Source organism: Venatorbacter sp. C2-1, from assembly GCF_022832715.1.
Lineage (GTDB): Bacteria > Pseudomonadota > Gammaproteobacteria > Pseudomonadales > Oceanobacteraceae > Venatoribacter > Venatoribacter alkanivorans.
This window is the reverse complement of sequence record NZ_CP094879.1, coordinates 4205309-4231634: the sequence shown is the minus strand read 5'-3', so window position 1 is coordinate 4231634 and position 26326 is coordinate 4205309. Positions and strand designations below refer to the sequence as shown.

Sequence of the window (26326 nt, the reverse complement as noted above, 5' to 3'; positions counted from 1 at the left end):
TTTTTATTCTCCGTTGTCTGGCGCTGCGATGATTACGCGCACGCCCTGTTGTTCGATTAATGTCTGTTGCTCAGTACTGAGCCGGTCATCGGTAATCAGGATATTGACCGCTGACCAGGGTAATTCGAGGTTGGGGATGCGCCGTCCGACCTTGTCGGCCTCTGCCAGTACAATCACTTCACGCGCCGCTTCGGCCATCACCCGGCTTAAGCCCAGCAGCTCGTTAAAGGTGGTGGTGCCGCGTTCGAGGTCGATACCGTCGCAGCCGATAAACAGCTGGTCGAAGTCGTAAGAGCGCAGCACCTGTTCGGCAATCTGGCCCTGAAATGACTCGGAATGGGCATCCCAGGTGCCGCCGCTGAGCAGCAGCGTGGGCTCGTTTTCCAGCTCGCGCACAGCGTTGGCAACATTCAGCGAGTTGGTCATCACCACCAGGCCACGCTTGCTCTGCAACTCCGGAATCAGTGCGGCGGTGGTGCTGCCGAAATCGATAATGATGCGGTTATGGTCGCGGATACAGCTGGCGGCGGCCCGGGCAATTGCCTGCTTTCGTTTCGAAACTTTCTGCTGAGCAGGACTCTGACCATCATCCGTGCCCGCAGGTTCACTCATCAGCTCGCTTGGCAGCGGAATTGCGCCACCGTAGCGGCGTAACAGCAGACCGCTTTGCTCAAGGGTCGCAAGGTCTTTGCGGATGGTGACTTCTGAGGTATCAAAACGCCGCGCCAGTTCTTCAACCTGTACCTGACCGTGCTTGCTCAGCTGGCTGAGAATGCCGTGGCGGCGTTGTACCGTATTGCGTTTGGGCATCGTTATGTTTCGAATCGAAAGATTTGACGCGGGAATTTATCAGAGCGAAAGAAAAGATCAATAGTAATAGCCAGATTTCTGCCATTGTGGCGCTATCTGTCAGGGCTATCAGCCCTGACAGATACGGTTACGGCCTTCGTTTTTGGCCTGATACAGGGCTTTGTCGGCGCGATCGAAAACGGCGTCCGGTGATTCCAGTGCATGAAACTCACTGACACCAAAGGACATGGTGATAGGAACCCGTTCTTTCTTGAAGTTGAACGGGCTGTTTTCGATTTTGGCGCGCAGCTTCTCGGCGGCAATCATCGCATCGGCGGTATTGGTTTCCGGCATCAGGATGACAAATTCTTCACCGCCGTAGCGGGCGATAAAATCGACATCGCGCAGGTTTTTGCGCAATGAGCGGGCGATCAGTTGCAGCACTTTATCACCGGCCAGGTGGCCATAATTATCGTTGATGCGTTTGAAGTGATCGACATCACCCACGACCAAAGCCAGTGAACCCCCATAGCGGTTGCGGCGCAGCAGCTCTTCCGCCAGACGCGCCTGATAGGCATCACGGTTGGGCAGGCCGGTGAGATTATCGTGGGTGGCGCGGCGCTTCTGTTCTTCGATGGCAACCCGGCTTTCGGTGACTTCTTTTTCCATTTCGCTCAGCCGCGCCTGCAGCATTTCCAGCCTGGCGGCGAGGCGTTCTTCGCGCTCCTCTTCTTCTTTCTGATATTTCTCCATCGCCTGCACGATCATGGTCAGGTGATCACGCACACTGACGCCCAGCTCGCCGAGATCGCCGGAGCCGGTGACCACCGAGCGGATATCGGCAATCTGGTCGCGCACCATGCTGTCGAGATCAAGGCGGGCGCGCTTGCGCTCCAGCTGTCCCTGGCTGGCTTCACTGACCAGTATCTGAATGGCTTTCAGGCGCTGATCAAGGCTTTGCAGAAACTGCTCCAGCTCGGTCTGGCTGTTGCCCAGACACTCAAGCAGGAATTCGGTGGTGTCTTCCAGCAGAGGCACCAGCTCATACCAGTTCAGACCTTCCTGCAGACGGTTTTGCAGATTCAGGGCTGTATGGTTCAGACGGTCAGGAATTACCAGTTGTGACAGCAGGTTGAGCAGGGTTTCAGAGACTTCCTGAGCGATATGAGAAAAGCCCGGTTCAGATTCCGGATGGTCGTCATGTTCTGCATCGCTGTCAGAAACAATATTGTTATCGTCACCTTCATCGCTGCTGCTGTCGCTGGGCTTAAACCAGCGCTGCCACCATTTGCTGCTGCGCTGTTCTTCAAAGCCTTCGAGGGTGGCAATTTCACCTAAGATCTGAATCCAGCTCTGCAGCTGGTTGATGTAGCCGGACCAGCTCAGCAGCTCGTTTGCAGCACCTTTGCGGATTTCTCGGATGCGTTTCAGCAGTGGTTTGGGCAGTGGGCACAGGCTCAGTTTTTCGGCGGTGTCTGCCAGTTGTCCCAGCAGAACTTCGGCCTGGGCGGTATTCTGTTCTTCAAAACGTTTGACGGCCCGCTCCAGCTCATCCATTACCCGGTTCATGCCATTGGCGCCGGGTTTCAGGGCTTCGCGCAGATCGTTCAGTGATTTGTCGACACCGGCTGCCTGGCCTTCGGCCAGCAGGGAAACCATGACCAGGCCACGGCGCATCTGGTCGTGCTGTTGTTCTGAAGAGTTTTTGAGTTTCTCGTGGCTGTCTAACAGGTCGAGATATTTGTCGCGCCAGCGCCGGGCGGAATCCGACCCTGTTCCCTCTGCCATGTTGCGTCCTCGGGTTACTTCTATTGGTGGGCTTTGAAAATAGTCAGGCTAAGTATAGGTAAGGCAACCGAAGTTGCCGCGCCGGATGGCGGAAAAATCATGACCGGCGTCAGCTTATCCGGGCAGGACAATCTCGGCGGCAACGGGCAAATGGTCTGACTGCGGATGATCAATAACGGCGATGCGCTTCAGCTCAATATTGTCGCTTAATAGTATGTGATCGAGCCCGCGGCTGGGCTGCCAGCTGGGGTAGGTCGGCAGGTGTTGTTCCAGACGGTGCAGTGCCAGCCGCTTCAGCGGACTCTGATGCAGCAGGATTTCACTCTCCTGATTAAGGTCGCCCATGATCACCAGCCGCCGCGCATCGGCCACCAGATCGCAGAGAAAATCGAGCTGGCTGAACTGTGTGCGTTTGCCCAGTGCCAGATGCGTGATGGCAACCACCAGTTCCTGCTCGCCTTCACCGAAACGCAACAGCATTACGCCGCGTCCGGGTAGCAGGCCGGGCAGTGCATGTTGCTCCACCCGTGCCGCCGGTAGTCGTGTCAGTAAACCATTGCTGTGTTGTGCCAGCTTGCCCAGATTGCGGTTGATCTGCTGATACCAGTGCGGGAAGCAGGCTTCCCGTGCCAGACGTTCGACCTGATTTTCCTGGCTGCTGCGCCAGCTGCCACCATCGGCTTCCTGCAGGGCAACAATATCGAAGGGGCTTATTAACTGTGCAATCTGGCTTAATGCCCAGTCGCGTTCACGGCAGGGTAATAAATGCTGCCAGCTGCGCAGCAGGTAGTGGTGATAGCCGCCGGTCTGAATGCCGACCTGCATATTGAAGGAGAGTAAACGAAGGGTGTCAGCGGCACGGGGTGCCGCTGTGAATTCCTGCAGAGTGCAGAAATGGGTCATGTTACTTGCCGGACAGTGCTGCGCGCTCTTTGGCGATCAGGTAGTCAGCAACGTCGAGCATTTTGTCCTGGCCGCCGGCTGAGGTGGCGTCGATGATGTATTTGCCCTGTACGATCAGTGCTGGTACGCCGGAGATCTGGAACGCGCGGATACGCTGATCACCCTGCTTCATACGGCTTTTCACGGTGAAAGACTCATACGCTTTATCGAAATCAGCCGCTTTTACACCGGCTTTGGCGACCAGAAAATCGCGCTGATCATCACGATCCAGCAGACGCTGACGCTCAACATGGATGGCTTTGAAAATATCGCCGTGTACCTGATCCAGTACGCCCAGCACATCGGCTACATAATAGAACTGTGCGTGGGACACCCAGGCGCGGCCAAACATGGCAGGAACGCCTTCAAAGGCAACGTCGGCCGGCAGGTTTTTCTTCCATGGAGTAATGATGTCTTCGAGGTGGAAACAGTGCGGGCAGCCATACCAGAAGGCTTCTTCGACATGCACTTTGCCATCGGCCAGCACAGGTACCGGCTCGGCCAGTACTTTATATTCTTTACCGGCTTCGTATTCTGCAGCCTGAGCGCTGGCGCTGATCAGCAATACAGCGGCTGCCATCCATTTGGTTACCTGTGACAACATGGGTTACTCCATTCTTATTAATCAGATTTTGTTAGACGCATTTTTGCATAAAGGTTCGGTATCGCCCACCGTCAAAATGCAAAGACGGGTCAAGGGGCCGTGCGCTGCAGGCATAAAAAAAGGTGGCCGAGGCCACCTTCTTTTTTATCTGCGGATTAACGCAGACCCTGAATGTACGAAGACACGGCTTCGATTTCAGTGGTATGCAGGCGATAAGCAATATCGCGCATCATGCGGGTATCACCATCATTGGTGCGCTGGTTCATGCTGAAGGCAGTCAGCTGAGTCTGGGTGTAGGCATCGTGCTGACCAGCAAGGCGTGGGAAACCAGCGGCTTCGATACCTTTACCGTCAGGACCGTGGCATGCCAGACAAGCCGGAACGCCTTTGCTTTCGATACCGGCGCGGTAGATACGCTGGCCCAGTTCAACCAGTTCTTCTTTTGCGCCACCAGTAGTTGGCACCTGAGCACTGAAGTAAGCAGCCAGATCAGCAATATCGGTATCGCTCAGGCCGGTAACGAAAGGAGCCATTGACGGAACCTGACGATTACCATCGCGGATATCTTTGATCTGTTTGATCAGATAACGCTCACCCTGGCCTGCAATTTTCGGGAAAGTTGGTGCAAGACTGTTACCGTCGGCACCGTGGCAGGCCGCACAGGTAGCAGATTTTGCTTTACCGGCTTCAGCATCACCGGCGTGAGCAACAGACATCAGTCCGGCAGAAACGATCAGGCTAATCAACAGGTTTTTCATCATCAGGTCCAGGTTGTATGTGAATTCGTCTACTACTCAGGGGCGCGCTTACTTGGGCGCTGCCATGTAGTTGATCAGTTGTTTGTACTGGTCGGCAGTACAGTCCATGCACAGGCCGCGTGGCGGCATGGCATTCAAGCCGTTGGTGACGCTGGTTATCAGAGCATCCATACCTTTAGCCATACGAGGCTCCCAGGCGGCCTTATCAAAGGATTTCGGTGCACCGGCAACTCCCATTGAGTGGCATGCGTTGCAGGTCTGCTGGTATTTAGCCGCTACGTCGAAGGCCTGAACATTTGCACTCATCGCTGCGGTTACAGCAGCCATCACAGCTAATTTTTTAATCATAGGAGTCTCTCTCTGATTGCATGTTTTAGATGGTTAAAACAGCTTAGCCCCGGACTCATCGCCCTGTGATAGAATGGGTGCGTCATCCAAAGGCCAAGCATTATATAACATTAATTTCCGGACGGTCATTACGTTTACCCCATGATAGAACAGGAATCCTTGACCTATACCAACACTCACTTCGTTAAGAGCGCCGCGAAGCTGAGCCAGTGTCCGATGGATATTTTGCGGGAAGTAGCCTTTGCCGGCCGTTCCAACGCGGGAAAATCCAGTGCACTGAACAGGTTAACAGGTCACAAAAAACTGGCGCGTACGAGTAAAACTCCAGGCCGTACGCAGTTAATTAACTATTTCCAGATTGGCGAATTGCCGCTGGCACTGGTCGATCTGCCCGGTTACGGCTTTGCCAAAGTGCCGCTGGCGGTGAAAAACGAATGGCAGCGCGAGCTGGATAATTATCTGCAGAACCGCGATGCATTGATTGGTCTGGTGCTGCTGATGGATATCCGCCATCCGCTGAAAGAATTCGACAACGCTATGATTCAGTGGGCGAAGCGCTCTGAAATGCCGCTGCATATTCTGCTGACCAAGGCCGACAAGCTGAAACGCGGCCCGGCGCAGAGCGCCTTACTGCAGGTGCGCAAGGCGGTATCGTCGCTGGGTAAGCTGGTCAGTGTGCAGACTTACTCATCGCTGAATGGTGAAGGCACCGACGAACTGCAAAAGCGTCTGAACAGCTGGTTGCTGCCGCCCGAAGATGTGGCTGCGGAAACAGAAGAAACACCAGAAGCCTGACTCATGGCCGGCGCCATGCCGGCCTCCTGCCTTTTTCTGAGGCCGTTTACGGCGGCCGCAGAGTTACAGATCATCCGGTCTTACTGTCATTGCTGATATTTATTGCGCAGCTATTCGTCATAAGAAAATACAACTGAAATGCGTCTCTGCAGCCAGCAAATTACGAATCCGTGGCTATAGTTTAATCATTCCTTCGGGAATTGATGACCAGACGCATGACTTCTCTCTGGATGCTTTTTCAGGTAGTTCTTTTTCTTCGGTACTTCCCCAATGATCCGAAGTTGACCCGGTCGTTTGCCCCCAATGGCGACCGGGTCTTTTTTTGTCCGTTATTTATGTTTGGTTTATGTTTGGTGCTGCGGTCAGGCAGGGCGTCTGGCGTCACGCAGACTTTGCAGCACCAGACTGAATGCAAACAGGGCGGTAGCCGCAACCACCACGCTGGGACCGGCCGGGGTGTCGAAACGGAACGATGCCCACAATCCTAACAGCACTGAGATAACGCCGGTTGCGCTGGCCAGAAAGACCATCTGCTCCGGTGTGCGCGCCAGACTGCGCGCTGCGGCCGGCGGAATAATCAGCAGGGCGCTGACCAGTAAAATCCCCACCACCTTCATGGCCAGAGCAACCAGTAACGCCAGCAGCAGAATCAGCATCAGGTTCAGACGTTGCACCGGGTGGCCATCGATCGCAGCCAGTTCCTGGCTGACGGTAATGGCAAGCAAGGCGCGCCACTGCCAGAACAGCAGCACAGCAATGAGAATGGCCGCCAGCAGAATCCAGAGCACATCGATACGTTCTACCGCCAGCAGATCACCAAACAGATAACCCATCAGATCGACGCGGATGCCCTGGGCCAGACTCAGTGTCACCAGACCAATCGCCAGCGTACTGTGCGAGACAATGCCCAGCAGGGTATCGGACGATAAGCGCGAGCGGTTCTGCAGCGGCAGTAACAGCAGCGCCAGCAGTACCGAGCCGAGCACCAGAGCCAGCGTCAGGTTGATATCGGTAAGCACGCCAAAGGTAATGCCCAGCAGAGCGCCGTGGGCCAGGGTGTCGCCAAAAAAAGCCATGCGCCGCCACACCACAAAGCTGCCCAGCGGTCCGGCCACCAGAGCCAGCAGAACCCCCGCCATTAATGGCATCAGCCACCAGTAATCGAACAGATTCACAGAATCTCCTTGCCGGGTGCGTGGTGCTCAACATGGCCGTCGGCGCAGTGCTGATGATCGTGATGATGGGTGTAATGAGCGATGGGGACCTGTTGTTGTCCCTGTGGGCGTGCGCCGAATAAGCGGATATACGCCGGATCAATAGAAACCGTATCCGGATGTCCGGAACAGCAGACATGGCCATTCAGGCAGATCACTTCGTCGGTGGCGGCCATGACCAGATGCAGGTCGTGGGACACCATCAGTACCGCACAACCGAGTTCATCCCGCAGTTGCGGTATCAGGCTGTACAGCTCCAGCTGGCCCTGTACATCAACCCCCTGCACCGGCTCGTCGAGTACCAGCAGATCGGGTTTGATCAGCAGCGCGCGGGCCAGTAAGACCCGCTGCCATTCGCCGCCGGACAGGTCGTGTACCGATTGCCTAGCGAGAGCGCTGATTGCCAGCCGTTCCAGCCAGTAATGGATGCGCTCGTTGCTGGCTCCGCGCGCCAGTTGCAGAAAGCCGGTGACGGTTAACGGCATGCGCTGATCAAGGCTCAGGCGCTGCGGCATATAGCCGATACGCAGTCCGGGACGGCGTGTGACCTTGCCGGAATCGGCTGTTTCCAACCCCAGCAGCACTTTAATCAGCGTCGACTTGCCGCAGCCGTTAGGGCCGATCAGGGTAATGATCTGGCCGGCTTTAAGGTTAAGACTGATATCGTTGAGCACGGTTTTATGCTGGCGTACCAGCTGCAGCTGGCTGGCGCTGAGAATCGTTGCGGCACTGGCGCTGCTCATACGGCATCCTGGCATCTTGGGCACAGGCCCATCAGTTCGGTCATTTGCTGCTCGACTTTCACTCCCAGCATCTGTTCGGCCTGACGGGCGATTTTATTCACCTGCTCGGCATCCAGCTCCTGCGCTTCACCACATTCGCGGCAGACAAAAAAGCAGCTGGGATGTGCTTCGCCCGGATGGGTGCAGCCAATAAAGGCATTCAGGGAGCTGATGCGGTGTACCAGACCCAGATCGAGCAGAAAATCGAGGGCGCGGTAAACGGTCGGTGGGGCGGAGTTAAAACCTTCTTCCGCCAGTTTCGGCAGCAGATCGTAAGCGCCAACCGGTTTGTGGTTGGCCCAGACCAGTTCCAGCACACGCTGGCGTACCGGGGTCAGGCGTGCGCCCTGTTCTTCGCACAGCGTGCGGGCGCGGGAAACGGCACTGTCGATGCAGGCGTGGTGGTCATGGGCTTTATAGACGTTTTGAGCCATCGTCGCGCCTCGGAGATTAGGTTATAATGTTGCAATTCTACGACAGGAACGCCCCGATACAATGAAGAATTTGCCGCTGCTGCTGATTTCACTGTTGCTGAGTCTCAGTCTGAGCGGTCAGGCTGCCCCTATCAGCCATGAACCGCCATACAAAGTGTTGGCCAGTGTTCATCCGCTGGCGCTGATGGCCGCCTCTCTGGTGGAAGCTGAACAACTCAGCGTATTGCTGCCACCGGGGATGACGCCACACGACTTTTCCCTGCGCCCATCCGATATTGATGTTATCCAGAGTGCCGATGTCATTATCTGGGCCGGCGCCGATGCTGAGCCTTATCTCAGTGGTTTTGCCCGCCGCTGGCCGGACAAAATCTGGATTGATGTTGCAAAACTGCGTGAAGAAGGCCAGCCGAACGATGGTCACTGGTGGTTTTCGCCGGCCATGATGGTACGCGCCCAGCAGCAGCTGGCCGGTGCGCTGGAGCTGCCTGCCGGTAACTTCGCAGCGGATGTTGATGCTGCTTTACAGCGCGCCGAGCAGTTACTGGCGCCGTTGCGCAGTCGTGGTTTCTTTGTTTTTCACCGTGCCTATGATCACTGGGTGCAGGCCATGCAGCTCAATCAGGTTGGTGCCTTTACCCTGTCACCGGAGCAGAAGCCTGGTATGAAAACCCTGCAACGCATGCGCGACCAGCTGACCTCCGGCGAAGTGGTGTGCGTGTTCAGTGAGCCGGAATTCTCACCGGCGCTGGTGCAGTCAGTGGTACGTGGTCTGGATGTTAAACAGGGCGAGCTGGACCCGGTGGCCAGTCATATTTCTGTGACAAAGAGTGGCTACCCTGACTTTATCCAGGATCTGGCCCAGCGTTTTGCCACCTGTTTAAGTCCGGATTGATCCAGACCGGCCTGTGTCCTGATCAGGCCAATCCATGATGCGGACTTGCCATGGCGGGCGCTTTCGGTCAGGTTAAGGTCTGACCAGTGCGCGTCATGGAGGAAAGTAAATGGAGCTTTACCAGCAGGTCCGGACACAGACACTCGCTCTGTGCCAGCCGCTGAATACCGCCGACCACGAGTTGCAGGCCGCTGAATTCACCAGTCCGCTGAAGTGGCATCTGGCCCACACCAGCTGGTTCTTCGAAACCTTTCTGCTTAAACCCCACCGCCCTGATTATCAGGAATTTCACCCCCTGTTCGGCCATCTGTTTAACAGCTATTACAACGGCATTGGCCAGCCTTATCCGCGCGCGCAGCGCGGTCTGTTATCCCGCCCCACGCTGGATGAGGTGCTGGCCTATCGCGCTCATATTGATCAGGCCATGCAGCCCTTGCTGAATGACGCCCGCCTGCAGCCACTGATTGAACTTGGGCTGAATCATGAACAGCAGCATCAGGAGCTGATGCTCACCGACCTGCTGTATTGCTGGGCAAAGAATCCGCTGGAACCTGTGTATCGGCAGGCCACACAGCACTCTGCAGAACAGACAGCGCCGAACTGGCAGTCACTGACAGAAGGCGTTACCGAGGTCGGTCACAGCGGCCCGGCCTTTGCCTTTGATAACGAAACCCCGCGTCACCGCCAGTGGCTGCAGGGCGGAGAAATCGCCAGCCGCTTAGTCACCAATGCGGAATGCCTGCAGTTTATTGAACAGGGCGGTTATCAGCAGCCGCAATGGTGGCTGGCCGATGGCTGGAGCTGGATCAGCAGTCTGCCGCCACAGGAGCGGCAGCCGCTGTACTGGCGCCGGCACAATAATGAATGGAGTACCTACGGCCTGGCCGGCCGCCAGCCGCTCGACCCGCATGCGCCACTTTGCCATATCAGTTTTTACGAAGCCGATGCCTACGCCCGCTGGGCCGGTGCACGCCTGCCGACCGAAGCGGAATGGGAGAGCGCCGCACGGTTATATCCGCAACAGTTGCAGCAGCTGTTTGGTTGCCGCTGGCAGTGGACCGCCAGCTCTTATCAGGCTTATCCGGGGTACCGTCCTGCTGCTGGCGCAGTGGGCGAATACAACGGCAAATTTATGTGCAATCAGATGGTATTGCGCGGCAGCTCCTGCGCCACACCCGAAGGTCACAGCCGTATTACTTACCGCAATTTTTTCTACCCCCACGAACGCTGGCAGTTCACCGGCCTGCGTCTGGCCCGCGACACTCACTAACCCTGATCAATCCGGAACACTCACCGCAATTAACGGGAGATAAGGTATGAAACGACAGGCTCTGCAGGTTTTTGATCATCTGCCTGCACCGCTGGATCTGCGCGAAGAAGTTCTGAAAGGATTGGCGCAACGGCAGAAGACGCTGCCGGCCAAGCTGTTTTACGACGAACGCGGTTCACAGCTGTTCGAGGCGATTACTGCATTGCCGGAATACTATCTGACCCGTACCGAAATTGGCCTGCTGCGTCAGCATAGTGATGAGATCGCACGTATCGTCGGGGCCGGCAGTGTACTGCTGGAATATGGTGCCGGGGCCAGTCTTAAAATCCGCCTGCTGCTCGAAGCGCTGCGCCCGGATTGCTACGTGCCGATGGATATCAGCCGCGGGTTTTTACTGGCCGCCGCGCAGCGTCTGCTGGACGACTACGACTGGCTGAGCATTTATGCAGCCTGTGTGGATTACAGCCAGCCGCTCAGCCTGCCGCGCCAGATTGAGCAGGCGGAACGCAAACTGGGATTTTTTCCCGGCTCCAGTCTGGGGAATTTCACGCCGCCGGAAGCCCGGCAGTTTTTACAGCGCGTACGCCAGACACTGGGGCGAGGCAGTTACTTTTTGCTGGGTATTGATCTGGTAAAAGACCGTACCGTGCTGGAGGCCGCCTATAACGATCAGCAGGGCGTAACCGCCGCCTTTAATAAAAACATTCTGCGTCACCTGAACCAGACCTTAAGTGCCGGATTTGATGAACAGCGTTTCCGCCATGAAGCGCGTTATAACGCTGAACAGTCGCGCATCGAAATGCACCTGATCAGTGAGGTTGATCAGATGATTAATGTTGCCGGTCAGCAGATAGCACTGCGTAAAGGCGAAAGTATTCACACCGAAAATTCCTGCAAATACCGCCCCGATGCGCTGCAAAGCATGGCCCGCAGTGCCGGATTTGAAACCCGCCAGATATGGACTGATGGGCAAAATTACTTTGCTCTGGTGTTGCTGCAGGGCGTGTAAATGCACAGCAAAGCGGGTGCCTGTCCGCCGCACTGTAGCTGGACAGGTAGCGCAGGCCCGTTAGAATAGCCGCCACTATTTTCTGTGGATATTGCTGTTATGACACTGGCCGTCGTTACTCTGGCTGCGGGCAAAGGCTCGCGTATGAAATCGGACCTGCCAAAGGTACTGCATCGTCTGGCTGGCAAGCCGATGCTGGCGCATGTACTCAACAGTGCTGCGGCGCTGCCACAGGCGAAGCAGCATGTGGTGATCGGACACGGGGCTGACGCGGTAAAAGAACAGATCACGGATTTTCCGGTGACCTGGGCGCTGCAAAGTGAGCAGAAAGGTACCGGCCATGCCGTGGCGATGGCGATGCCTGAGGTTGATCCGGCAGCGACCGTGCTGGTGCTGTACGGCGATGTGCCACTAATCCGCACAGAAACCCTGCAGAAACTGCTCGACGAAACCCACGACGGCCATGCTCTGGCCCTGCTCACCGTTGAGCTGGCAGACCCGACCGGTTATGGCCGTATTGTGCGTGACGATGCCGGCAATATTCTCTCCATTGTTGAACACAAAGATGCCAGCGATCTGCAGCGTAAAATCCGTGAGGTGAACACCGGCATTCTGGCAGTCTCAGCCGCGTTGCTGAATGAGTGGTTGCCAAAGCTGTCCGCCAATAATGCTCAGGGTGAGTATTACCTGACCGATGTGATTGCCATGGCGGTTGAGCAGGGCGTGGCGGTGCGGGCGATTCACCCGCAGGACGAATACGAAGTGCAGGGTGTGAACGACCGCCTGCAACTGGCCGGTCTGGAACGTGTTTATCAGCGCCAGCAGGCGGATCAGCTGTTGCGTTATGGTGTGTCGCTGGCCGATCCGGCGCGCATCGACGTACGCGGTACCCTGACCGTGGGTGCGGATGTGGTAATTGATGTTGGCTGTGTGTTTGAAGGTGATGTGGTACTGGAAGACGGCGTACAGATCGGCCCGTACTGTGTGATCAAAAACAGCCGCATCGGTCAGGGCAGCGAGATTGAATGTTATTCCATGATCGATCAGGCGCTGCTGGCTGCTGACTGCCATGTCGGCCCTTATGCCCGTCTGCGTCCGGGCGCCGAGCTGCATAACGGCGCCAAGGTCGGTAACTTCTGTGAAGTGAAAAAATCGGTGATTGGCGAAGGTTCCAAGGTGAACCACCTGACCTACATCGGTGATGCTGAGATTGGTAAAGATGTGAACGTTGGCGCGGGCACCATCACCTGCAATTACGACGGCGTAAACAAGTTTAAAACCGAAATCGGCGACAATGCCTTTATCGGTTCCAACTCGTCGCTGGTGGCACCGGCAAAAATTGGCGCAGGCGCAACGGTCGCCGCCGGTTCGGTGATCACCAAAGAAGTGGCTGAGGGCGAACTGGCCGTGGCACGGGGTAAACAGCGCAACGTGACGGGCTGGGCGCGGCCGGTTAAGCAGTAAATACCGCCCGCAGGAGCCGTCCGGCTCCTGCTCTTTCAGCTTTTCTCAGCGCGGAACGCGGCGGATACGCCCGGTTTCGTCGATCGCAACATACACAAACACAGCATCAACGACTTTACGGCGCTCAACTTCGTTCGGGTTTTGCGTCCACACCTCGATAGCGATGCGGATGGATGAGGTGCCGATATCCAGCAAACGTGTGTAGAAGCATACGGCTGCACCCACGCGGATGGGCGACATAAATACCACCGATTCCAGTGCCACATTGGCAATGCGGCCCTGAGCCAAACGGCTGGCAACACTTTCCGCGGCGTGGTCCATCTGCGCGACTACCCAGCCACCACTGATATCGCCGTGCACATTGGTTTCACTGCGGGTTGGAATCAGGCGCAGGGTCAGCTCGCCTTCCGGGGTTGGCTCACAATCTTCGCGTGCTTCTTCGAGGGAATCTCCGCGTGGATGATCGACGGCGTCCTCTTTCGGGTCCATGGGGTTCTACCTGGTTGGAATTATTTTGTGCGGAGTGTACTGGTTTTCTGCCTCCAGCACATCCGCTGCCAATACGACTTTAGCGGCAGGCCGGATCAGCCATAGAGCTGTTCCGGCAACCAAGTGGCCAATTGCGGGAAGATTGCCAGCAACAGCAGAATCAACAGCTGGATGGCAATAAAAGGCATTACACCGCGATAGATAGTGCGTGTGGCGATTTCTTTGGGGGCCACACCGCGCAGATAAAACAGGGCGAAACCAAAGGGTGGTGTGAGGAATGAGGTCTGCAGGTTAATGGCAATCATAATGCCCAGCCAGACCGGATCGACCCCCATCATCAGCAGTACCGGTGCAACAATAGGCACCACGACAAAGGTGATCTCGATAAAGTCAAGAATAAAGCCGAGCAGGAAGATCACCAGCATCACAATCAGCATGGCACTGAACACGCCGCCGGGCAGGCTGGTAAAGGCCGAATGCACCAGCTCTTCGCCACCAAAACCACGGAATACCAGCGAGAACAGTGCAGCGCCAATAAAGATCAGGAACACCATGCTGGTCACCTGCAGGGTGGCATCCATCACTTCTTTTAAGCGCGCAATATCAAACTCGCGGTAGGCAATGGCCAGCAGCAGGGCGCCACCGGCACCGATACCGGCGGCTTCGGTAGGCGTGGCAATACCGGTCAGAATCGAGCCGAGCACAGCGATGATCAGTGCTAATGGTGGCAGCAGGCCCTTGAGTAATTCGAGCACAAAAGCGCTATTCAGCGGCGGCCGGTCACTCACGGCCGGTGCGGCCTGTGGCTGGAACAGAGCCACCAGGCCGATATACAGCAGGTAAGCGGCAACCAGCATCAGTCCGGGAATCAGCGCACCAACAAACAGATCGGCTACAGAAATGGTTTCCGGGCTGAAAATCCCCATTTTCAGCTGTGCCTGCTGGTATGAGCTGGACAGCACATCGCCCAGAATGATCAGCGCGGTGGACGGCGGAATAATCTGCCCGAGGGTGCCGGTGGCGCAGATGTTGCCGGTTGCCAGTGCCGGGCTGTAGCCCTGACGCAACATGGTCGGCAGTGAGATCAGGCCCATGGTCACTACGGTGGCACCGATAATGCCAGTGCTGGCCGCCATCAGCATGCCAACAATCACCACCGAGAATCCCAGGCCGCCGCGTACCGGGCCGAACAACAGGCCCATATTGCGCAGCAGACGTTCGGCGATACGTGATTTCTCCAGCATCACGCCCATAAACACAAACAGCGGCACGGCGATCAGAATCTGGTTGCTGAGAATGCCGAACATACGGTTCGGCAGCGCGTGCAGAAAGGCCTCATCCAGCGTACCGGTTAATACACCAATGCCGGCAAACAGCAGAGAGGTGCCGGCCAGGGTAAAGGCAACGGGGAAGCCACACATCAGCACGATACAGACCAGCGCGAATAACAGCAGCGGCATTAACTCAGCCATAGTGTTTTTCCACCTCCGCGCTTTCATGTGCATCGGTGTGCGGCACGAAGGTGTTGGCCAGCTCCGCCAGAGCCTGCAGAATAATCAGCAGCGGCAGGGCAACAATCAGGCTCTTGAGCAGGTAAACAAAGGGCAGGCCACCGGCTTCAGGTGACTTCTCGCCAATAGCCCAGGCGTTGGCCACGTAATCCCAGCTGACCCAGAGCATAAACAGACAGACCGGCAGCACCAGCAACACAATGCCAAGGCGGTCGACCCAGGCCTGACGCTGTGCGCTCCAGTTGCGGTAAAACACGTCCACCCGCACATGGCCGCCCTGCTGCCAGGTATAGGCGGCACCGAGCATAAACAGCGATGCATGCAGATACATCACCGCTTCCTGCAGGGCTATAGACGGAATGCTGAAGCTGTAGCGCAGAACCACCACCAGACAGGAAAAGATAACCATCAGTAGCGACAGCCAGCGTACGGATTCGCCGATAAGCCGGGTTAACCGGTTCAGCTGCAACAGGGAATTCAGCAAAATTTGAGTCATCAGGGGCTCTTATTATTGGCGGCGGAACACGGGTCGAGATGACCCGGGCGGCGCATTATACCCACAGAATATGCGGCTTGCAGCCCGATTCCTGTGTCACACAACTGTCATGGCGTTGTAATAAATTGCCTGCCTGTCATATTTCTGTAACATTGCGCTCCAATAATCACGTTCATCCAATAGCCAACGCTGTTCCTGGATTGGTAACAACCGGAATACAAAAGGAAGCAAAGATGAAAAAAGCTCTGTTAGCCGGCGCCGCACTGCTGGCCTCTGTCGTAAGTGTTACGGCTCACGCTGAACGTGATTACATCAGCATTGTGGGTTCCTCCACTGTTTACCCGTTCTCTACCGTTGTGGCTGAGCGTTTCGGCAAAGCAACAAACTTCCGTACTCCGAAAGTTGAATCTACCGGTTCCGGTGGCGGCCTGAAGCTGTTCTGTTCTGGTGTGGGTGATGCGACACCGGATATCACCAACTCTTCCCGTGCGATCAAATCTTCTGAAATCGAACTGTGCGCCAAAAATGGTGTAACTGAGATCGTTGAAGTGATGGTTGGCTATGACGGTATCGTATTTGCCAACACAGCAGCGGCTCCACATATGGAACTGACCCGTAAGGATATCTTCCTGGCGCTGGCAAAAATGGTTCCGGCTAAAGACGGTTCCGACACACTGGTCGAAAACCCGTACAAAACCTGGAAAGACGTAAACCCTGCTCTGCCAGCGAAGAAAATCGAAGTTCTGGGACCACCACCAACATCCGGTACCCGTGATGCCTTCGTAGAGCTGGCTATGGAAGGTGGTTGTAAGGCTTTCCCATTCATCAAAGCGATGAAAGACAGCGACAAGAACAAATACAAAGCGGTATGTCATGGTCTGCGTGAAGACGGCGCTTATGTTGAAGCCGGTGAAAACGATAACCTGATCGTACAGAAACTGGTCGCTAACCCGGACGCATTCGGTATCTTCGGCTTCAGCTTCCTGGAGCAGAACGAGGATAAAGTGCAGGGTTCAACTGTTGACGGTAAACTGCCGACCTTTGACGCGATCTCCGATGGTTCTTACCCGGTCAGCCGCTCTCTGTTCTTCTATGTTAAGAAGGCACACGTTGGCGTAATCCCTGGTATTGAAGAATATCTGGCTGAATTCACCTCTGAGCGTGCGATGGGTGAAGACGGTTACCTGGCAGATAAGGGCATGATCCCGATGACGGATGAAGAACGTGTCCGCGTACTGAAAACTGTGAAAAATCTGACACCGCTGGCCGCTAAGTAAGCAGCGAGCGCGGTCTGAAGACCCGCGGTAAAAGCCGAGGCAATCGCCTCGGCTTTTGCATGTCACAACCACTTAAAGATCAATGACCCATGAATTACAGTAGCTTGATCATTGCGGTTCTGATTCTTCTCGGCGGAGCTTATCTGCTGGGACGGAACCGGGCCCGGGCAATTGCCAGCCAAGGCATGCGCCTGCATTCACTGCCAACTCACTACGGTGCGTTGATGGCCCTGTGGACGGGCCTGCCGCCACTGTTATTACTGCTAATCTGGGGGCTGGCCGAAGCGCCGGTCATTGATCATCTGCTGATCGCCCAGCTGCCGGAAGCCATTCAGCAGGGCAGCTCGTCGGATATTCAGCTGGCCATCAGCAAAGTGCATAACCTGGCTATTGGATCAGGTATCAGTGCAGCACCTGAGCTTGAGCCGGCGGTGCGTCATCTGATTGATCTGCAGGAACGCACACTGATCCTGCACAGTGGCATGGTGTTGTCGCTGGCGCTGTTGGGTATTGCGTTAACCTGGCGCCGCATTAAAGCTGATATGCGCGCCCGTACCGAGGTTGAAAGCATTGTCCGCCGTCTGCTGTTTGCCAGCTCCGGTGTGGCGGTACTGACCACGCTCGGTATTCTGGCCTCTGTGCTGTACGAGGCCTGGCAGTTCTTCGGTAAAGTCAGCCCGTTTGAATTTTTGTTTGGCACCACCTGGTCTCCTCAGGTGGCTCTGCGTGCCGACCAATCCGGTTCGTCCGGCAGTTTTGGTGCGGTACCACTGTTTGCCGGTACCTTACTTATTTCTTTAATCGCGATGTTTATCGCGGTGCCTGTTGGTCTGATGGCGGCGATTTATTTATCTGAGTACGCCACGCCGACTATCCGCCAGTACGCCAAACCGGCGCTGGAAATTCTGGCCGGTATTCCTACCGTTGTGTACGGCTTCTTTGCTGCGTTAACGGTGGCTCCGGTGATCCGTGAGCTGGGTGAGTCGATGGGGCTGACGGTATCGTCGGAAAGTGCGCTGGCCGCCGGTCTGGTGATGGGGATTATGATTATTCCGTTCGTTTCATCGTTGTCGGATGACGTGATCAACGCCGTGCCGCAATCGCTGCGCGATGGCAGTTACGGTCTGGGCGCCACCAAGAGCGAAACCGTTAAAGAAGTGGTTATTCCGGCAGCTCTGCCCGGTATTGTTGGTGCCATTATGCTGGCGGTATCGCGTGCCATTGGTGAGACCATGATCGTTGCTATGGCGGCCGGTCTGGCTGCGAATCTGACGGCCAACCCGCTGGATTCGGTGACCACAGTAACCGTACAGATCGTAACCCTGCTGGTGGGTGACCAGGAATTCGATTCACCGAAAACATTGGCTGCCTTTGCGCTGGGACTGGTGCTGTTCCTGGTGACGCTGGCGCTCAATTTTGTCGCCCTGAAAGTCGTACAGAAATATCGGGAACAATATGACTAATACCTCTATGAGTACCCGCGAAAAAGTTGAAAAAAGCATGGTGCGCCGCCGTGCTGCGGAAAAGCGTTTCCGTGTTTATGGCATGGCATCGGTGTTGTTTGGTCTGCTCTGCCTGGTCGGCCTGTTCGGCGACATTATTAATAAAGGAGCTTCTGCATTTCGTCAGACGGTGATTAACACCGAAATTATGATCGATGCAGATTATCTGGGGATTAATAAAAAGGCCGACGATCAGGAAATCCGCAACGCCGATTTTGAAGGTCTGATTAAACAGCACTTCAAAGAAATGGTGCAGCCACAGGGGCGCGGTGAGCGCCGCCAGCTGTACAGCATGATCAGCGCCGGTGCTGCCTGGCAGTTGCAGGAAGCGGTGATGGCTGACCCATCACTATTGGGTAAAAAACTGAGCATCAGCCTGATTGCCGATGACGATGTCGATCAGTGGTTTAAGCATGACCGCGGTACCGAATCACATCATAACCGCATGAGCGAAACTCAGGTTAAATGGCTGGAACAGTGGATTGAACAGGGCATTCTGAGCACGCAGTTTAATAAACTGTTTTTTGTGAATGGTGATTCGCGCGAACCTGAACTGGCCGGTATCCGTGGTGCTATTACCGGTACCTTCCTGACCTTGCTGGTTACCTTCCTGCTGTCGTTCCCGATTGGTGTGGCGGCGGCTATTTATCTGGAAGAATTTGCTCCGCGTAACAAAATTACCGAGTTTGTTGAAATTAATATCAATAACCTTGCGGCAGTGCCATCCATTACTTTTGGTCTGCTCGGTCTGGCTATTTTTATTAATATTTTCGGTGTGGCACGTTCCACCCCACTGGTCGGTGGTCTGGTGCTGACGCTGATGACTTTGCCGACCATTATTATTTCCGGTCGTGCAGCGATTAAAGCCGTACCACCATCCATCCGCGAAGCGGCCTTTGGTCTGGGTGCTTCGAAAATGCAGGTGGTCTTTCACCATGTATTGCCGCTGGCATTACCGGGCATGCTGACCGGTACCATTATTGGTATGGCTCAGGCATTGGGTGAAACGGCACCGCTGCTGATGATTGGTATGGTGGCCTTTGTGGTCGACGTACCGGGTTTTGTGAATGACCCGTCAACCGTATTGCCGGTACAGATTTTCCTTTGGTCAGACAGTCCTGAGCGTGCCTTTATGGAGCGTACGTCCGGTGCCATTATGGTGCTGCTGGGCTTCCTGGTAACGATGAATACCGCCGCGGTGATGCTGCGCCGTCGTCTGGAACGCCGCTGGTAAGTGGTCTGACACATTAACGATTTGATTGGATTAAATAGATTATGAGCATCATCGAAAACCACAAAACCAATGGCGCCGCTTTTTGTGAAAATCCGAAATTAAAGGCCCGTGATGTTGGCGTTTTTTACGGTGAAAAACAGGCCATTTTTGATGTCAGCCTGGATATCGGTGCCAACGAAGTGATTGCCCTGATCGGCCCGTCCGGTTGCGGTAAATCGACGTTCCTGCGTTGTCTGAACCGCATGAATGACACCATCGATATCTGCCGTATCAGTGGTGAAATCCTGCTCGACGGTGAAAATATTTACGATCCGAAAGTGGATGTCGTGCCTTTACGTGCGCGGGTTGGTATGGTGTTCCAGAAGCCAAACCCATTTCCTAAGTCGATTTATGACAACGTTGCTTACGGCCCACGTATTCATGGCCTGGCGCATTCGCGTGTTGATCTGGATGAGATTGTGGAAAAAAGTCTGCAGCGTGCCGGCTTATGGAATGAAGTAAAAGATCGTCTGCACTCACCCGGCACAGGTTTGTCCGGTGGTCAGCAGCAGCGTCTGTGTATCGCCCGCACTATTGCGGTCGATCCGGAAGTGATTCTGATGGATGAACCCTGTTCAGCGCTGGATCCGATTGCAACGGCTAAGATTGAAGAACTGATCGACGAACTGCGTGAGAATTACACCATCGCCATCGTAACCCACTCTATGCAGCAGGCTGCGCGGGTGTCACAGCGTACGGCGTATTTCCACCTTGGTCAGCTGATTGAAGTAAACCCGACCGATCAGGTGTTTACGACGCCTCAGCACACATTAACAGAAGCCTATATCACCGGCCGTTTCGGGTAAGGGGACGCGACAATGGAAATGAATTTTAACCAGCATATTTCCGGACAGTTCAACGCTGATCTGGAAGCGATCCGCAACCATATGATGGGTATGGGTGGTCTGGTCGAGCGTCAGGTAGCCAACGCCATCGAAGCAATCTGCAGCGGTGATACCCGTGTGGCCGATGATGTTATCCGCCGTGAAGACGAAGTGGATAAGATGGAAGTGAACATCGACCACGAGTGCACGCAGATTCTGGTGCGTCGCCAGCCGGCTGCTTCTGACCTGCGCATGGTACTGGCAGTATCCCGCGTTGTGCGCGATCTTGAGCGTATTGGTGACGAAGCCAGCAAGATTGCCATTCACACTCTGGAAGTTGCCGATAACAGCAGCAACCAGCTGTGTCAGCAGGCGATGCGTTATATGGGCGCTGAAGTTGTGAAAATGATTTCCGGTGCACTGGATGCTTTCGCCCGTCACGATGTGGATGGCGCCATTGACGTTGTGCGCAACGATAAACTGGTCGACCAGCAGTACGCTTCGGCCCTGCGTGAACTGATCACTTATATGATGGAAGATCCGCGCTCTATCGGTCAGGCGATCAATATCCTGTGGATTCTGCGTGCTATCGAACGTATTGGTGATCACGCCCGTAACATTTCGGAGCAGGTGATTTATCTGGTGAAAGGAACCGACGTTCGCCACAGCTCACTGACTGAAATAGAAGAGCAAGCCAACAAAGAGTGATTTTTGTACGCTGACTGAATACCAAAGCCCGCCTCAGTGCGGGCTTTTTTGTGGATACAAGTCAGGATTGTACGCAGCGGAATAAAGCAAAGTGGCGTATCTGGGCTTAACTTAGACAGATAGCCGGGAGGTATATTCATAAAACGTTCACGGGATTGTCATCTGGCTGCAATAAATGTTGTCGATGTCATAATTCTGTAATGTAACTGAAACAGAATTGTCACCTATCGGCCAGCCTGTTGCCTGATACGGCACTTACCGGTAATGGGCCATAACACTGCACGACATTATTCAGGACTCATTATGAAAAAAATCGCCTTATCTCTCGCTATCGCCTCTCCGGTTCTGGTTCAGGCTGAAACCATTAATCTTGAAATTGAAAAGCCGGAATTCTACGGCAAGATCAACGTCACTCAGGAATTTGTGCAGCCGGAAAATAGCGGTAACTTTTCCCAGCTGAACTCCAATGCATCCCGCCTGGGTGTGAAAGGTAAGATTGCTCTGGAGCATGGCCTGAAAGGGATCTACCAGGCTGAGTATGAAACCTTCCAGGATGATGGTGAAAAAGCCGCTGGTCAGACTTTCAGTCAGCGTAATACCTTTATCGGTATCGAAGGTGGTTTTGGCCGTGTGCAGGCCGGTATGTTTGATACACCGTTTAAAAATGCACAGAACAAAGTGGATCTGTTTAACGATCTGCAGGGTGATATTAAAAACATCATTTCTAAAAGCGAAAACCGCTCAAAGAACAGTGTGCAGTATACCTCCCCGTCTTTTGCCGGTCTGGTTGCAACCGTCGATCATCTGAACTCCGAAGATGAAGACACAAACAACGGCCTGTCAGCGTCTCTGGCCTATACCCGTGGCGATATTTACGTAGCCTATGCCTATGACAACGAAGTAAACGGTGAGAAAGTTGACGCTCAGCGTGTGGTTGGTCAGTACAAAGTGGGCGCGGTGCAGCTGGGCGCGCTGTGGGAAACTCTGGACACCGATGGCAACTCTGAAGAAGGCTGGATGGCCTCTGCGGCATTCAAGGCAACCTCTGCAGTTACTGTAAAAGCTCAGTACGGCGCGTCTGATATTAAGAAAGAAGGTGGCGTAAGCTACAGTCTGGGTGCTGATTACAAGCTGGCTAAAAATGCCAAGACCTTTGTTTATGCAACCAGCGAAGAGTCTGATGACGAAAGCGTAAATGCTCAGTACTACGGTGCGGGCCTGGAATACAAATTCTGATAGCGGCATGTATTGATGCCGAAAGCAGAAACAAAAAAGCGCCTTTAAGGCGCTTTTTTGTTTCTGCGTTAAGGCGTTAAATACTCAGTCTTTTTCCACAACCCGGCTGCGGTCGGAAGAAATAATAAAACTGAACGTGCTGCCTTTACCCAGCGTTGATTCGATATCCAGCACGGTATCGTGATGCTCCAGCGCGTGTTTAACGATGGCCAGTCCCAGACCGGAACCACCGACGGTGGATTCACGCGAATCGTCAACACGATAAAAGCGTTCGGTCAGCCGGCTGATATGCTGTGCCGGGATGCCGGGGCCATTGTCGCTGATACTGACTTTTACGCCGTCGAAGCCTGAACGGATGGCAAATTCAATTTTGCCTTCGCCGCCGTATTTAATGGCATTGGTCAGCAGGTTGGTCAGTATCGAACTCATTTCATCACTGAAGCCCTGAATCTCAATCTGCTGCGTGCATTTAAAGACGATGCGGTTTTCGCTGTAAGCCTGCAGTTGGTCAACCACCGAGTAGCCCAGCTGCTGCAGGTTAAACCAGTCACCCAGCTGTTCTGTATTGGCGCTTTCCAGCTTGGACAGCTCAATCAGGTCGTTGACCAGACTCTTCATACGCTGACCCTGGCCATTCATCTGCGAGATAGCTTTTTGCAGGCTGGGCGGTAACTCCATATCACCGAGCATTTCCAGATAACCATTAATGACGGTTAAGGGAGTGCGCAGCTCGTGCGAGACGTCGGCAATAAAATTCTGCCGCATGGTTTCCACCCGCTTACGCTCGGTGATGTCTTTCACCAGCATGACTTTCTGGTCGAGGCCAAACTGGGTGATCTGAATCTGCAGGCTGAATTGCTTACGATGACTGACATCAAACTGCAGAGAGGAGCTGTAATCGCCTTCGTTAAAATAACGGGTGAAACGTGGATTACGGATTAAGTTGGTGATGTGCTGGCCGCTGTCTTCTTTGCGCAGACCGAGCAGGCGGGAAGCCGAACCGTTGAAGTTGGTGATATAGCCTTCCTGACCGATGATCACAACACCATCATGCAGGGATTCAATGCCCTGATTATAACGCTGCAGTTGCACGGCCTGCTGTGCCAGTTTGTTTTTCAGGTTCTTTTCGCGGCGGATCAGTTTATCCACACTGTAACCAATCAGGCCGCTGTCCTGTGGTGGTGGACCCTGGCGGTAACTCCAGCGGTACAGGCTGGCCATCGCGCGGAAGGCCATAACCTGGGCTGTTAACAGGCCGAGGATAAGCCCCCAGATGGCATGGCCCGATGACCAGCCAAGCGCAAAACCCAGTCCAACCACGACCAGAATGCGGAAAAACTCACGTTGCCAGGCAACCTGCTGCACACACTTCCCCTTAGCTCTTTACTTCATCGGACGGAGAAAAACGGTAACCGGCACCGCGTACGGTCTGAATCATCTGTTCCTGATCATCGATCGATAACGCTTTACGCAGACGCCGGATATGCACATCCACCGTGCGGTCATCAATGTAGACATTGCCGCCCCAGACCCGGTCCAGCAATTGGGCGCGGGAGTATACGCGATTGGGGTGGAGCATGAAAAATTCCAGCAAACGGAATTCCAGCGGGCCAAGAGTAACAGGCTGACCGCTGATACTGGCGTTCTGGGAAGAACGGTCAAGGCTGAGCTTACCGGCCTTCACCGGCACGTCATCAATCAGCGCATTGGTGCGGCGTAGTACGGCGCGGATTCGGGCTATCAGCTCACGGGTGGAGAACGGCTTGAGAATATAGTCATCGGCGCCACTGTCGAGGCCGCTGATACGGTCGTCTTCGTCGGCCCGGGCAGTCAGCATAATGACCGGGATATCGGCGGTAAGCTCATCACGCTTCAGACGGCGGGTCAGCTCAATTCCAGAAAGCATTGGCATCATCCAGTCGGCGATTACCAGATCCGGACGTTCATTGACGATCATCTGATGGGCCAGATGGCCATTGGCAGATAGCTTCACACGGAAGCCTGCGAGTTCAAGGCAGGTTCGGATCATATCGCAAATTGCAGGCTCGTCATCGACAACGAGAATATAGCCACCGCTCATAAGGGTCCTCGATTCTACGGCAAATTTCCGATGCTGATTGTGACAGTTTTATTAAGCACTGTTCACCCTAAATTTAATCGGCCGGGCAGGCGGTTATGTCTGCCAATGCACAGAGCAAACCGCCCATCAGGCGTGTTAATCCGTCGGATTGTGGCCGGAATATAGCTGTTTTGACTGAAAACACGATAAAGCGATAATTTTCATAGGCTTAGCCAAAAAAGCGGTTGACGGGGCAGAGGCAGGTCAGTAATATCCCCGCCCACTTAGCCGGTATAGCTCAGTCGGTAGAGCAACTGACTTGTAATCAGTAGGTCCCGAGTTCGACTCTTGGTGCCGGCACCAAATTAAAAAGCCCGTCCATTGGACGGGCTTTTTTTATGCTTTTCGGGCGTGGTGGTATTCAGAAACGCATCGATAATTCCAGGCTGTAGCCTTTATTGTTGGTCTGGCTGACGTTATAACGCACTTCGCCGGGCACTGGTTCGCCCTGATAAATATCCCAGGCGGTCAGCGCAACAAACTTCATCAGGTCAACCGATGACGAATGTTCTGTTACACGCTCATCATCAACCAGATCCCAGTGGCTGGCTTCCAGCCAGTCACTGCTGAAAGCGGCTTCTTTGTCTTCATCCGCCCAGGTCATTGAGAAGGGAGCGATAAGGGCAAAGCAGGCTGCACAAGGCTTAAGCCAGCGCTGGCGGCGCAACACGCCTCGAAGGGCACGCTCATCGATAAACCCCAGCTGAATCAATGCCTGCCCGAGCTGACAGGGGTTCTGCACCTGATAGCTCAACGCCTGTTGTAATTGCTCTTCTGTAATACTCTGCTGCTGCAACAGCAGCTGTCCCAGGCGGTGAGGAAGTTCATTCATGTCCGCAGTTCCTTATTATGTCCTTTACTGCACATCTCCAGAATGGCACAGCGGTGATGGAACACCACGCTGTTTAGTTAACGTTCAGTTTTTATTCGTAACAGAAATGGAACAGGCTGTTCTTTCGGACTAATGTGATGCCTGTCTGCTTTGCTTTCAGCGGACAGATTTATTCACCTGACGGAGAACCTGCATGACCCTGATTCAGACCCTCGCCAGCCATGTCCGGCCACATACCGATGATATAGCGCTGGCGCTGGTAGCAACCCTGTTGGTTATTTTTGGCGATACGATTAACGATCTGGTACGCCGGCTAGTGCGTCCACATCCTATCTGGGTGCGTGTCGGGGTCTTTATCGCGTTGTGTACGTTTGGCTATGGTGCCTTGTCGGTGTGGCTGACGCCCGTAATCGACAGCTATTTACGCACGCTGTCATCGGGGATGTTTCTGAGTGTGGTAGTGGGGGCTTTTGTCGGTGTTGGTTTACTGGCAGAGCGTTATCACAGCCGCTGACTAATAATGCAGAAGAAGTCTGCGATTGGGCTGTTGCCGGGGATTGAGGGAGTGAAGTGGGTACAGCAAAAATTTCGCGTGCCCCAAAAAAATCGGGCGGTCAGGACATCCTGTCCTGACCGCCACAGCACCCTAGCGCCATCCTGGCGTCCTAGTCTTCGTTCATCCTTGCCGCTATCCTTCGCGGTTGCTCATCCCTGACCAGCGATCCTTCGCCGACTATCTATCCGTGACTGCAATCCTTAGCGCTATCTTCCTGATCACTGCCATCCCGGCAGTGCGTTCGTCCTTGTGGAATTAAAGATAGCAGAATCGACCTTCTGGGATAGCCCAGGTTTTCTATACTGTGGTTAATCAGAGATAGCGTGTTTTTAAAAAGTTATTATAAATCAATACCTTACATTTTTTCTGTGTCGTTTCTTCCGTCACATCCAGTGCTTTTTACCCAGATGTCGC

At 54.5% G+C, this 26326-nt stretch carries 27 protein-coding genes and 1 tRNA gene; 13 read left to right on the top strand and 15 right to left on the bottom strand.

From position 1 onward, the window contains the following. Window positions 1-3: 3 nt before the first annotated feature. From MT343_RS19110 to MT343_RS19085, 6 genes are all read right to left on the bottom strand, one after another. On the bottom strand, window positions 4-810 hold the full coding sequence (locus tag MT343_RS19110) for a DeoR/GlpR family DNA-binding transcription regulator (RefSeq protein ID WP_145467474.1): 807 nt from the start codon (window positions 808-810) through the stop codon (window positions 4-6). A gap of 108 nt (window positions 811-918) precedes the next feature. Continuing rightward, window positions 919-2577, bottom strand: coding sequence for a GGDEF domain-containing protein (locus MT343_RS19105; protein WP_145467475.1), 1659 nt, complete (start codon window positions 2575-2577; stop codon window positions 919-921). 114 nt (window positions 2578-2691) lie between these two features. Beyond that, window positions 2692-3480 carry an endonuclease/exonuclease/phosphatase family protein gene (locus tag MT343_RS19100; RefSeq protein ID WP_225691225.1) on the bottom strand — a complete coding sequence of 263 codons (789 nt, stop codon included), beginning with the start codon at window positions 3478-3480 and terminating at the stop codon, window positions 2692-2694. 1 nt (window position 3481) lies between these two features. After that, a complete protein-coding gene (locus MT343_RS19095) occupies window positions 3482-4123 on the bottom strand; it encodes a thiol:disulfide interchange protein DsbA/DsbL (RefSeq protein WP_145467477.1) in 642 nt (213 codons plus the stop codon). Window positions 4124-4278: 155 nt separating this feature from the next. Then, window positions 4279-4881, bottom strand: a complete 603-nt coding sequence (locus MT343_RS19090; RefSeq protein WP_145467479.1) for a c-type cytochrome — start codon at window positions 4879-4881, stop codon at window positions 4279-4281. 48 nt (window positions 4882-4929) lie between these two features. After that, window positions 4930-5229, bottom strand: coding sequence for a c-type cytochrome (locus tag MT343_RS19085; RefSeq protein ID WP_255605696.1), 300 nt, complete (start codon window positions 5227-5229; stop codon window positions 4930-4932). Between the two features lie 141 nt (window positions 5230-5370). On the opposite strand from MT343_RS19085, the gene yihA reads away from it, so the two are divergent. Further along, entirely contained in the window at window positions 5371-6024 is a 654-nt protein-coding gene (gene yihA / locus MT343_RS19080) for a ribosome biogenesis GTP-binding protein YihA/YsxC (protein WP_145467481.1), read from the top strand. Between the two features lie 362 nt (window positions 6025-6386). Here yihA and znuB read toward each other — a convergent pair whose 3' ends face one another. The 3 genes from znuB to MT343_RS19065 are packed head-to-tail and all read right to left on the bottom strand — an operon-like array spanning window position 6387 to window position 8454. After that, the gene (gene znuB, locus MT343_RS19075) at window positions 6387-7193 is read right to left on the bottom strand and encodes a zinc ABC transporter permease subunit ZnuB (RefSeq protein WP_371736702.1); all 807 of its coding nucleotides are present in this window, start codon (window positions 7191-7193) and stop codon (window positions 6387-6389) included. Window positions 7194-7195: 2 nt separating this feature from the next. Next, window positions 7196-7981 (bottom strand): zinc ABC transporter ATP-binding protein ZnuC, encoded by a 786-nt coding sequence (gene znuC, locus MT343_RS19070; RefSeq protein ID WP_145467483.1) that lies wholly within the window; start codon window positions 7979-7981, stop codon window positions 7196-7198. Continuing rightward, window positions 7978-8454, bottom strand: a complete 477-nt coding sequence (locus MT343_RS19065) for a Fur family transcriptional regulator (RefSeq protein ID WP_145467485.1) — start codon at window positions 8452-8454, stop codon at window positions 7978-7980. Before MT343_RS19065 ends, znuC begins: the two co-directional genes overlap by 4 nt. 61 nt (window positions 8455-8515) lie before the next feature. Between MT343_RS19065 and MT343_RS19060 the strand changes: the two genes are divergently transcribed. From MT343_RS19060 to glmU, 4 genes are all read left to right on the top strand, one after another. Next, complete coding sequence (locus MT343_RS19060) at window positions 8516-9346, top strand: metal ABC transporter solute-binding protein, Zn/Mn family (protein WP_145467487.1); 831 nt, start codon at window positions 8516-8518, stop codon at window positions 9344-9346. Window positions 9347-9455: 109 nt separating this feature from the next. Next, window positions 9456-10616, top strand: a complete 1161-nt coding sequence (gene egtB, locus MT343_RS19055; protein ID WP_145467489.1) for an ergothioneine biosynthesis protein EgtB — start codon at window positions 9456-9458, stop codon at window positions 10614-10616. A 46-nt stretch (window positions 10617-10662) separates the two neighbouring features. Then, window positions 10663-11625, top strand: a complete 963-nt coding sequence (gene egtD / locus MT343_RS19050; protein ID WP_145467491.1) for an L-histidine N(alpha)-methyltransferase — start codon at window positions 10663-10665, stop codon at window positions 11623-11625. A 99-nt stretch (window positions 11626-11724) separates the two neighbouring features. After that, window positions 11725-13089 (top strand): bifunctional UDP-N-acetylglucosamine diphosphorylase/glucosamine-1-phosphate N-acetyltransferase GlmU, encoded by a 1365-nt coding sequence (gene glmU, locus MT343_RS19045; protein WP_145467494.1) that lies wholly within the window; start codon window positions 11725-11727, stop codon window positions 13087-13089. Window positions 13090-13134: 45 nt separating this feature from the next. On the opposite strand, the gene MT343_RS19040 is transcribed toward glmU, so the two are convergent. The 3 genes from MT343_RS19040 to MT343_RS19030 form a co-directional block, all read right to left on the bottom strand. After that, window positions 13135-13578, bottom strand: coding sequence for an acyl-CoA thioesterase (locus MT343_RS19040; protein ID WP_145467496.1), 444 nt, complete (start codon window positions 13576-13578; stop codon window positions 13135-13137). A 95-nt stretch (window positions 13579-13673) separates the two neighbouring features. Then, window positions 13674-15050, bottom strand: a complete 1377-nt coding sequence (locus tag MT343_RS19035) for a TRAP transporter large permease (RefSeq protein WP_145467497.1) — start codon at window positions 15048-15050, stop codon at window positions 13674-13676. After that, the gene (locus MT343_RS19030) at window positions 15043-15585 is read right to left on the bottom strand and encodes a TRAP transporter small permease subunit (RefSeq protein WP_145467499.1); all 543 of its coding nucleotides are present in this window, start codon (window positions 15583-15585) and stop codon (window positions 15043-15045) included. The genes MT343_RS19035 and MT343_RS19030 overlap by 8 nt, the downstream gene beginning before the upstream one ends. A 233-nt stretch (window positions 15586-15818) precedes the next feature. Here MT343_RS19030 and MT343_RS19025 point away from each other — a divergent pair, with 233 nt between their 5' ends. The 6 genes from MT343_RS19025 (at window position 15819) to MT343_RS19000 (ending at window position 22405) form a co-directional block, all read left to right on the top strand. After that, window positions 15819-16862 (top strand): PstS family phosphate ABC transporter substrate-binding protein, encoded by a 1044-nt coding sequence (locus MT343_RS19025; RefSeq protein WP_145467501.1) that lies wholly within the window; start codon window positions 15819-15821, stop codon window positions 16860-16862. Window positions 16863-16951: 89 nt separating this feature from the next. Beyond that, a complete protein-coding gene (pstC, locus tag MT343_RS19020) occupies window positions 16952-18325 on the top strand; it encodes a phosphate ABC transporter permease subunit PstC (protein WP_145467503.1) in 1374 nt (457 codons plus the stop codon). Then, on the top strand, window positions 18318-19598 hold the full coding sequence (pstA, locus tag MT343_RS19015) for a phosphate ABC transporter permease PstA (RefSeq protein WP_145467505.1): 1281 nt from the start codon (window positions 18318-18320) through the stop codon (window positions 19596-19598). Before pstC ends, pstA begins: the two co-directional genes overlap by 8 nt. 41 nt (window positions 19599-19639) lie before the next feature. Further along, window positions 19640-20443, top strand: coding sequence for a phosphate ABC transporter ATP-binding protein PstB (gene pstB / locus MT343_RS19010; RefSeq protein ID WP_145467507.1), 804 nt, complete (start codon window positions 19640-19642; stop codon window positions 20441-20443). A gap of 12 nt (window positions 20444-20455) precedes the next feature. Next, window positions 20456-21169: a phosphate signaling complex protein PhoU gene (phoU, locus tag MT343_RS19005; protein ID WP_145467509.1), complete on the top strand. Its 714-nt coding sequence runs from the start codon at window positions 20456-20458 to the stop codon at window positions 21167-21169. Window positions 21170-21472: 303 nt separating this feature from the next. Continuing rightward, entirely contained in the window at window positions 21473-22405 is a 933-nt protein-coding gene (locus MT343_RS19000) for a porin (protein WP_145467511.1), read from the top strand. An 84-nt stretch (window positions 22406-22489) separates the two neighbouring features. Here the strand turns inward: MT343_RS19000 and phoR are convergent, their stop codons facing one another. Beyond that, window positions 22490-23770, bottom strand: a complete 1281-nt coding sequence (phoR, locus tag MT343_RS18995) for a phosphate regulon sensor histidine kinase PhoR (RefSeq protein WP_145467513.1) — start codon at window positions 23768-23770, stop codon at window positions 22490-22492. A 10-nt stretch (window positions 23771-23780) separates the two neighbouring features. After that, window positions 23781-24485, bottom strand: a complete 705-nt coding sequence (phoB, locus tag MT343_RS18990) for a phosphate regulon transcriptional regulator PhoB (RefSeq protein WP_145467515.1) — start codon at window positions 24483-24485, stop codon at window positions 23781-23783. A gap of 266 nt (window positions 24486-24751) precedes the next feature. Between phoB and MT343_RS18985 the strand changes: the two genes are divergently transcribed. After that, window positions 24752-24827: transfer RNA gene (locus MT343_RS18985), tRNA-Thr, on the top strand. A gap of 58 nt (window positions 24828-24885) precedes the next feature. On the opposite strand, the gene MT343_RS18980 is transcribed toward MT343_RS18985, so the two are convergent. Further along, window positions 24886-25356 carry a hypothetical protein gene (locus tag MT343_RS18980; RefSeq protein WP_145467517.1) on the bottom strand — a complete coding sequence of 157 codons (471 nt, stop codon included), beginning with the start codon at window positions 25354-25356 and terminating at the stop codon, window positions 24886-24888. 193 nt (window positions 25357-25549) lie between these two features. Between MT343_RS18980 and MT343_RS18975 the strand changes: the two genes are divergently transcribed. Beyond that, window positions 25550-25870: a DUF3392 family protein gene (locus tag MT343_RS18975; RefSeq protein WP_145467519.1), complete on the top strand. Its 321-nt coding sequence runs from the start codon at window positions 25550-25552 to the stop codon at window positions 25868-25870. Window positions 25871-26326 lie beyond the last annotated feature (456 nt).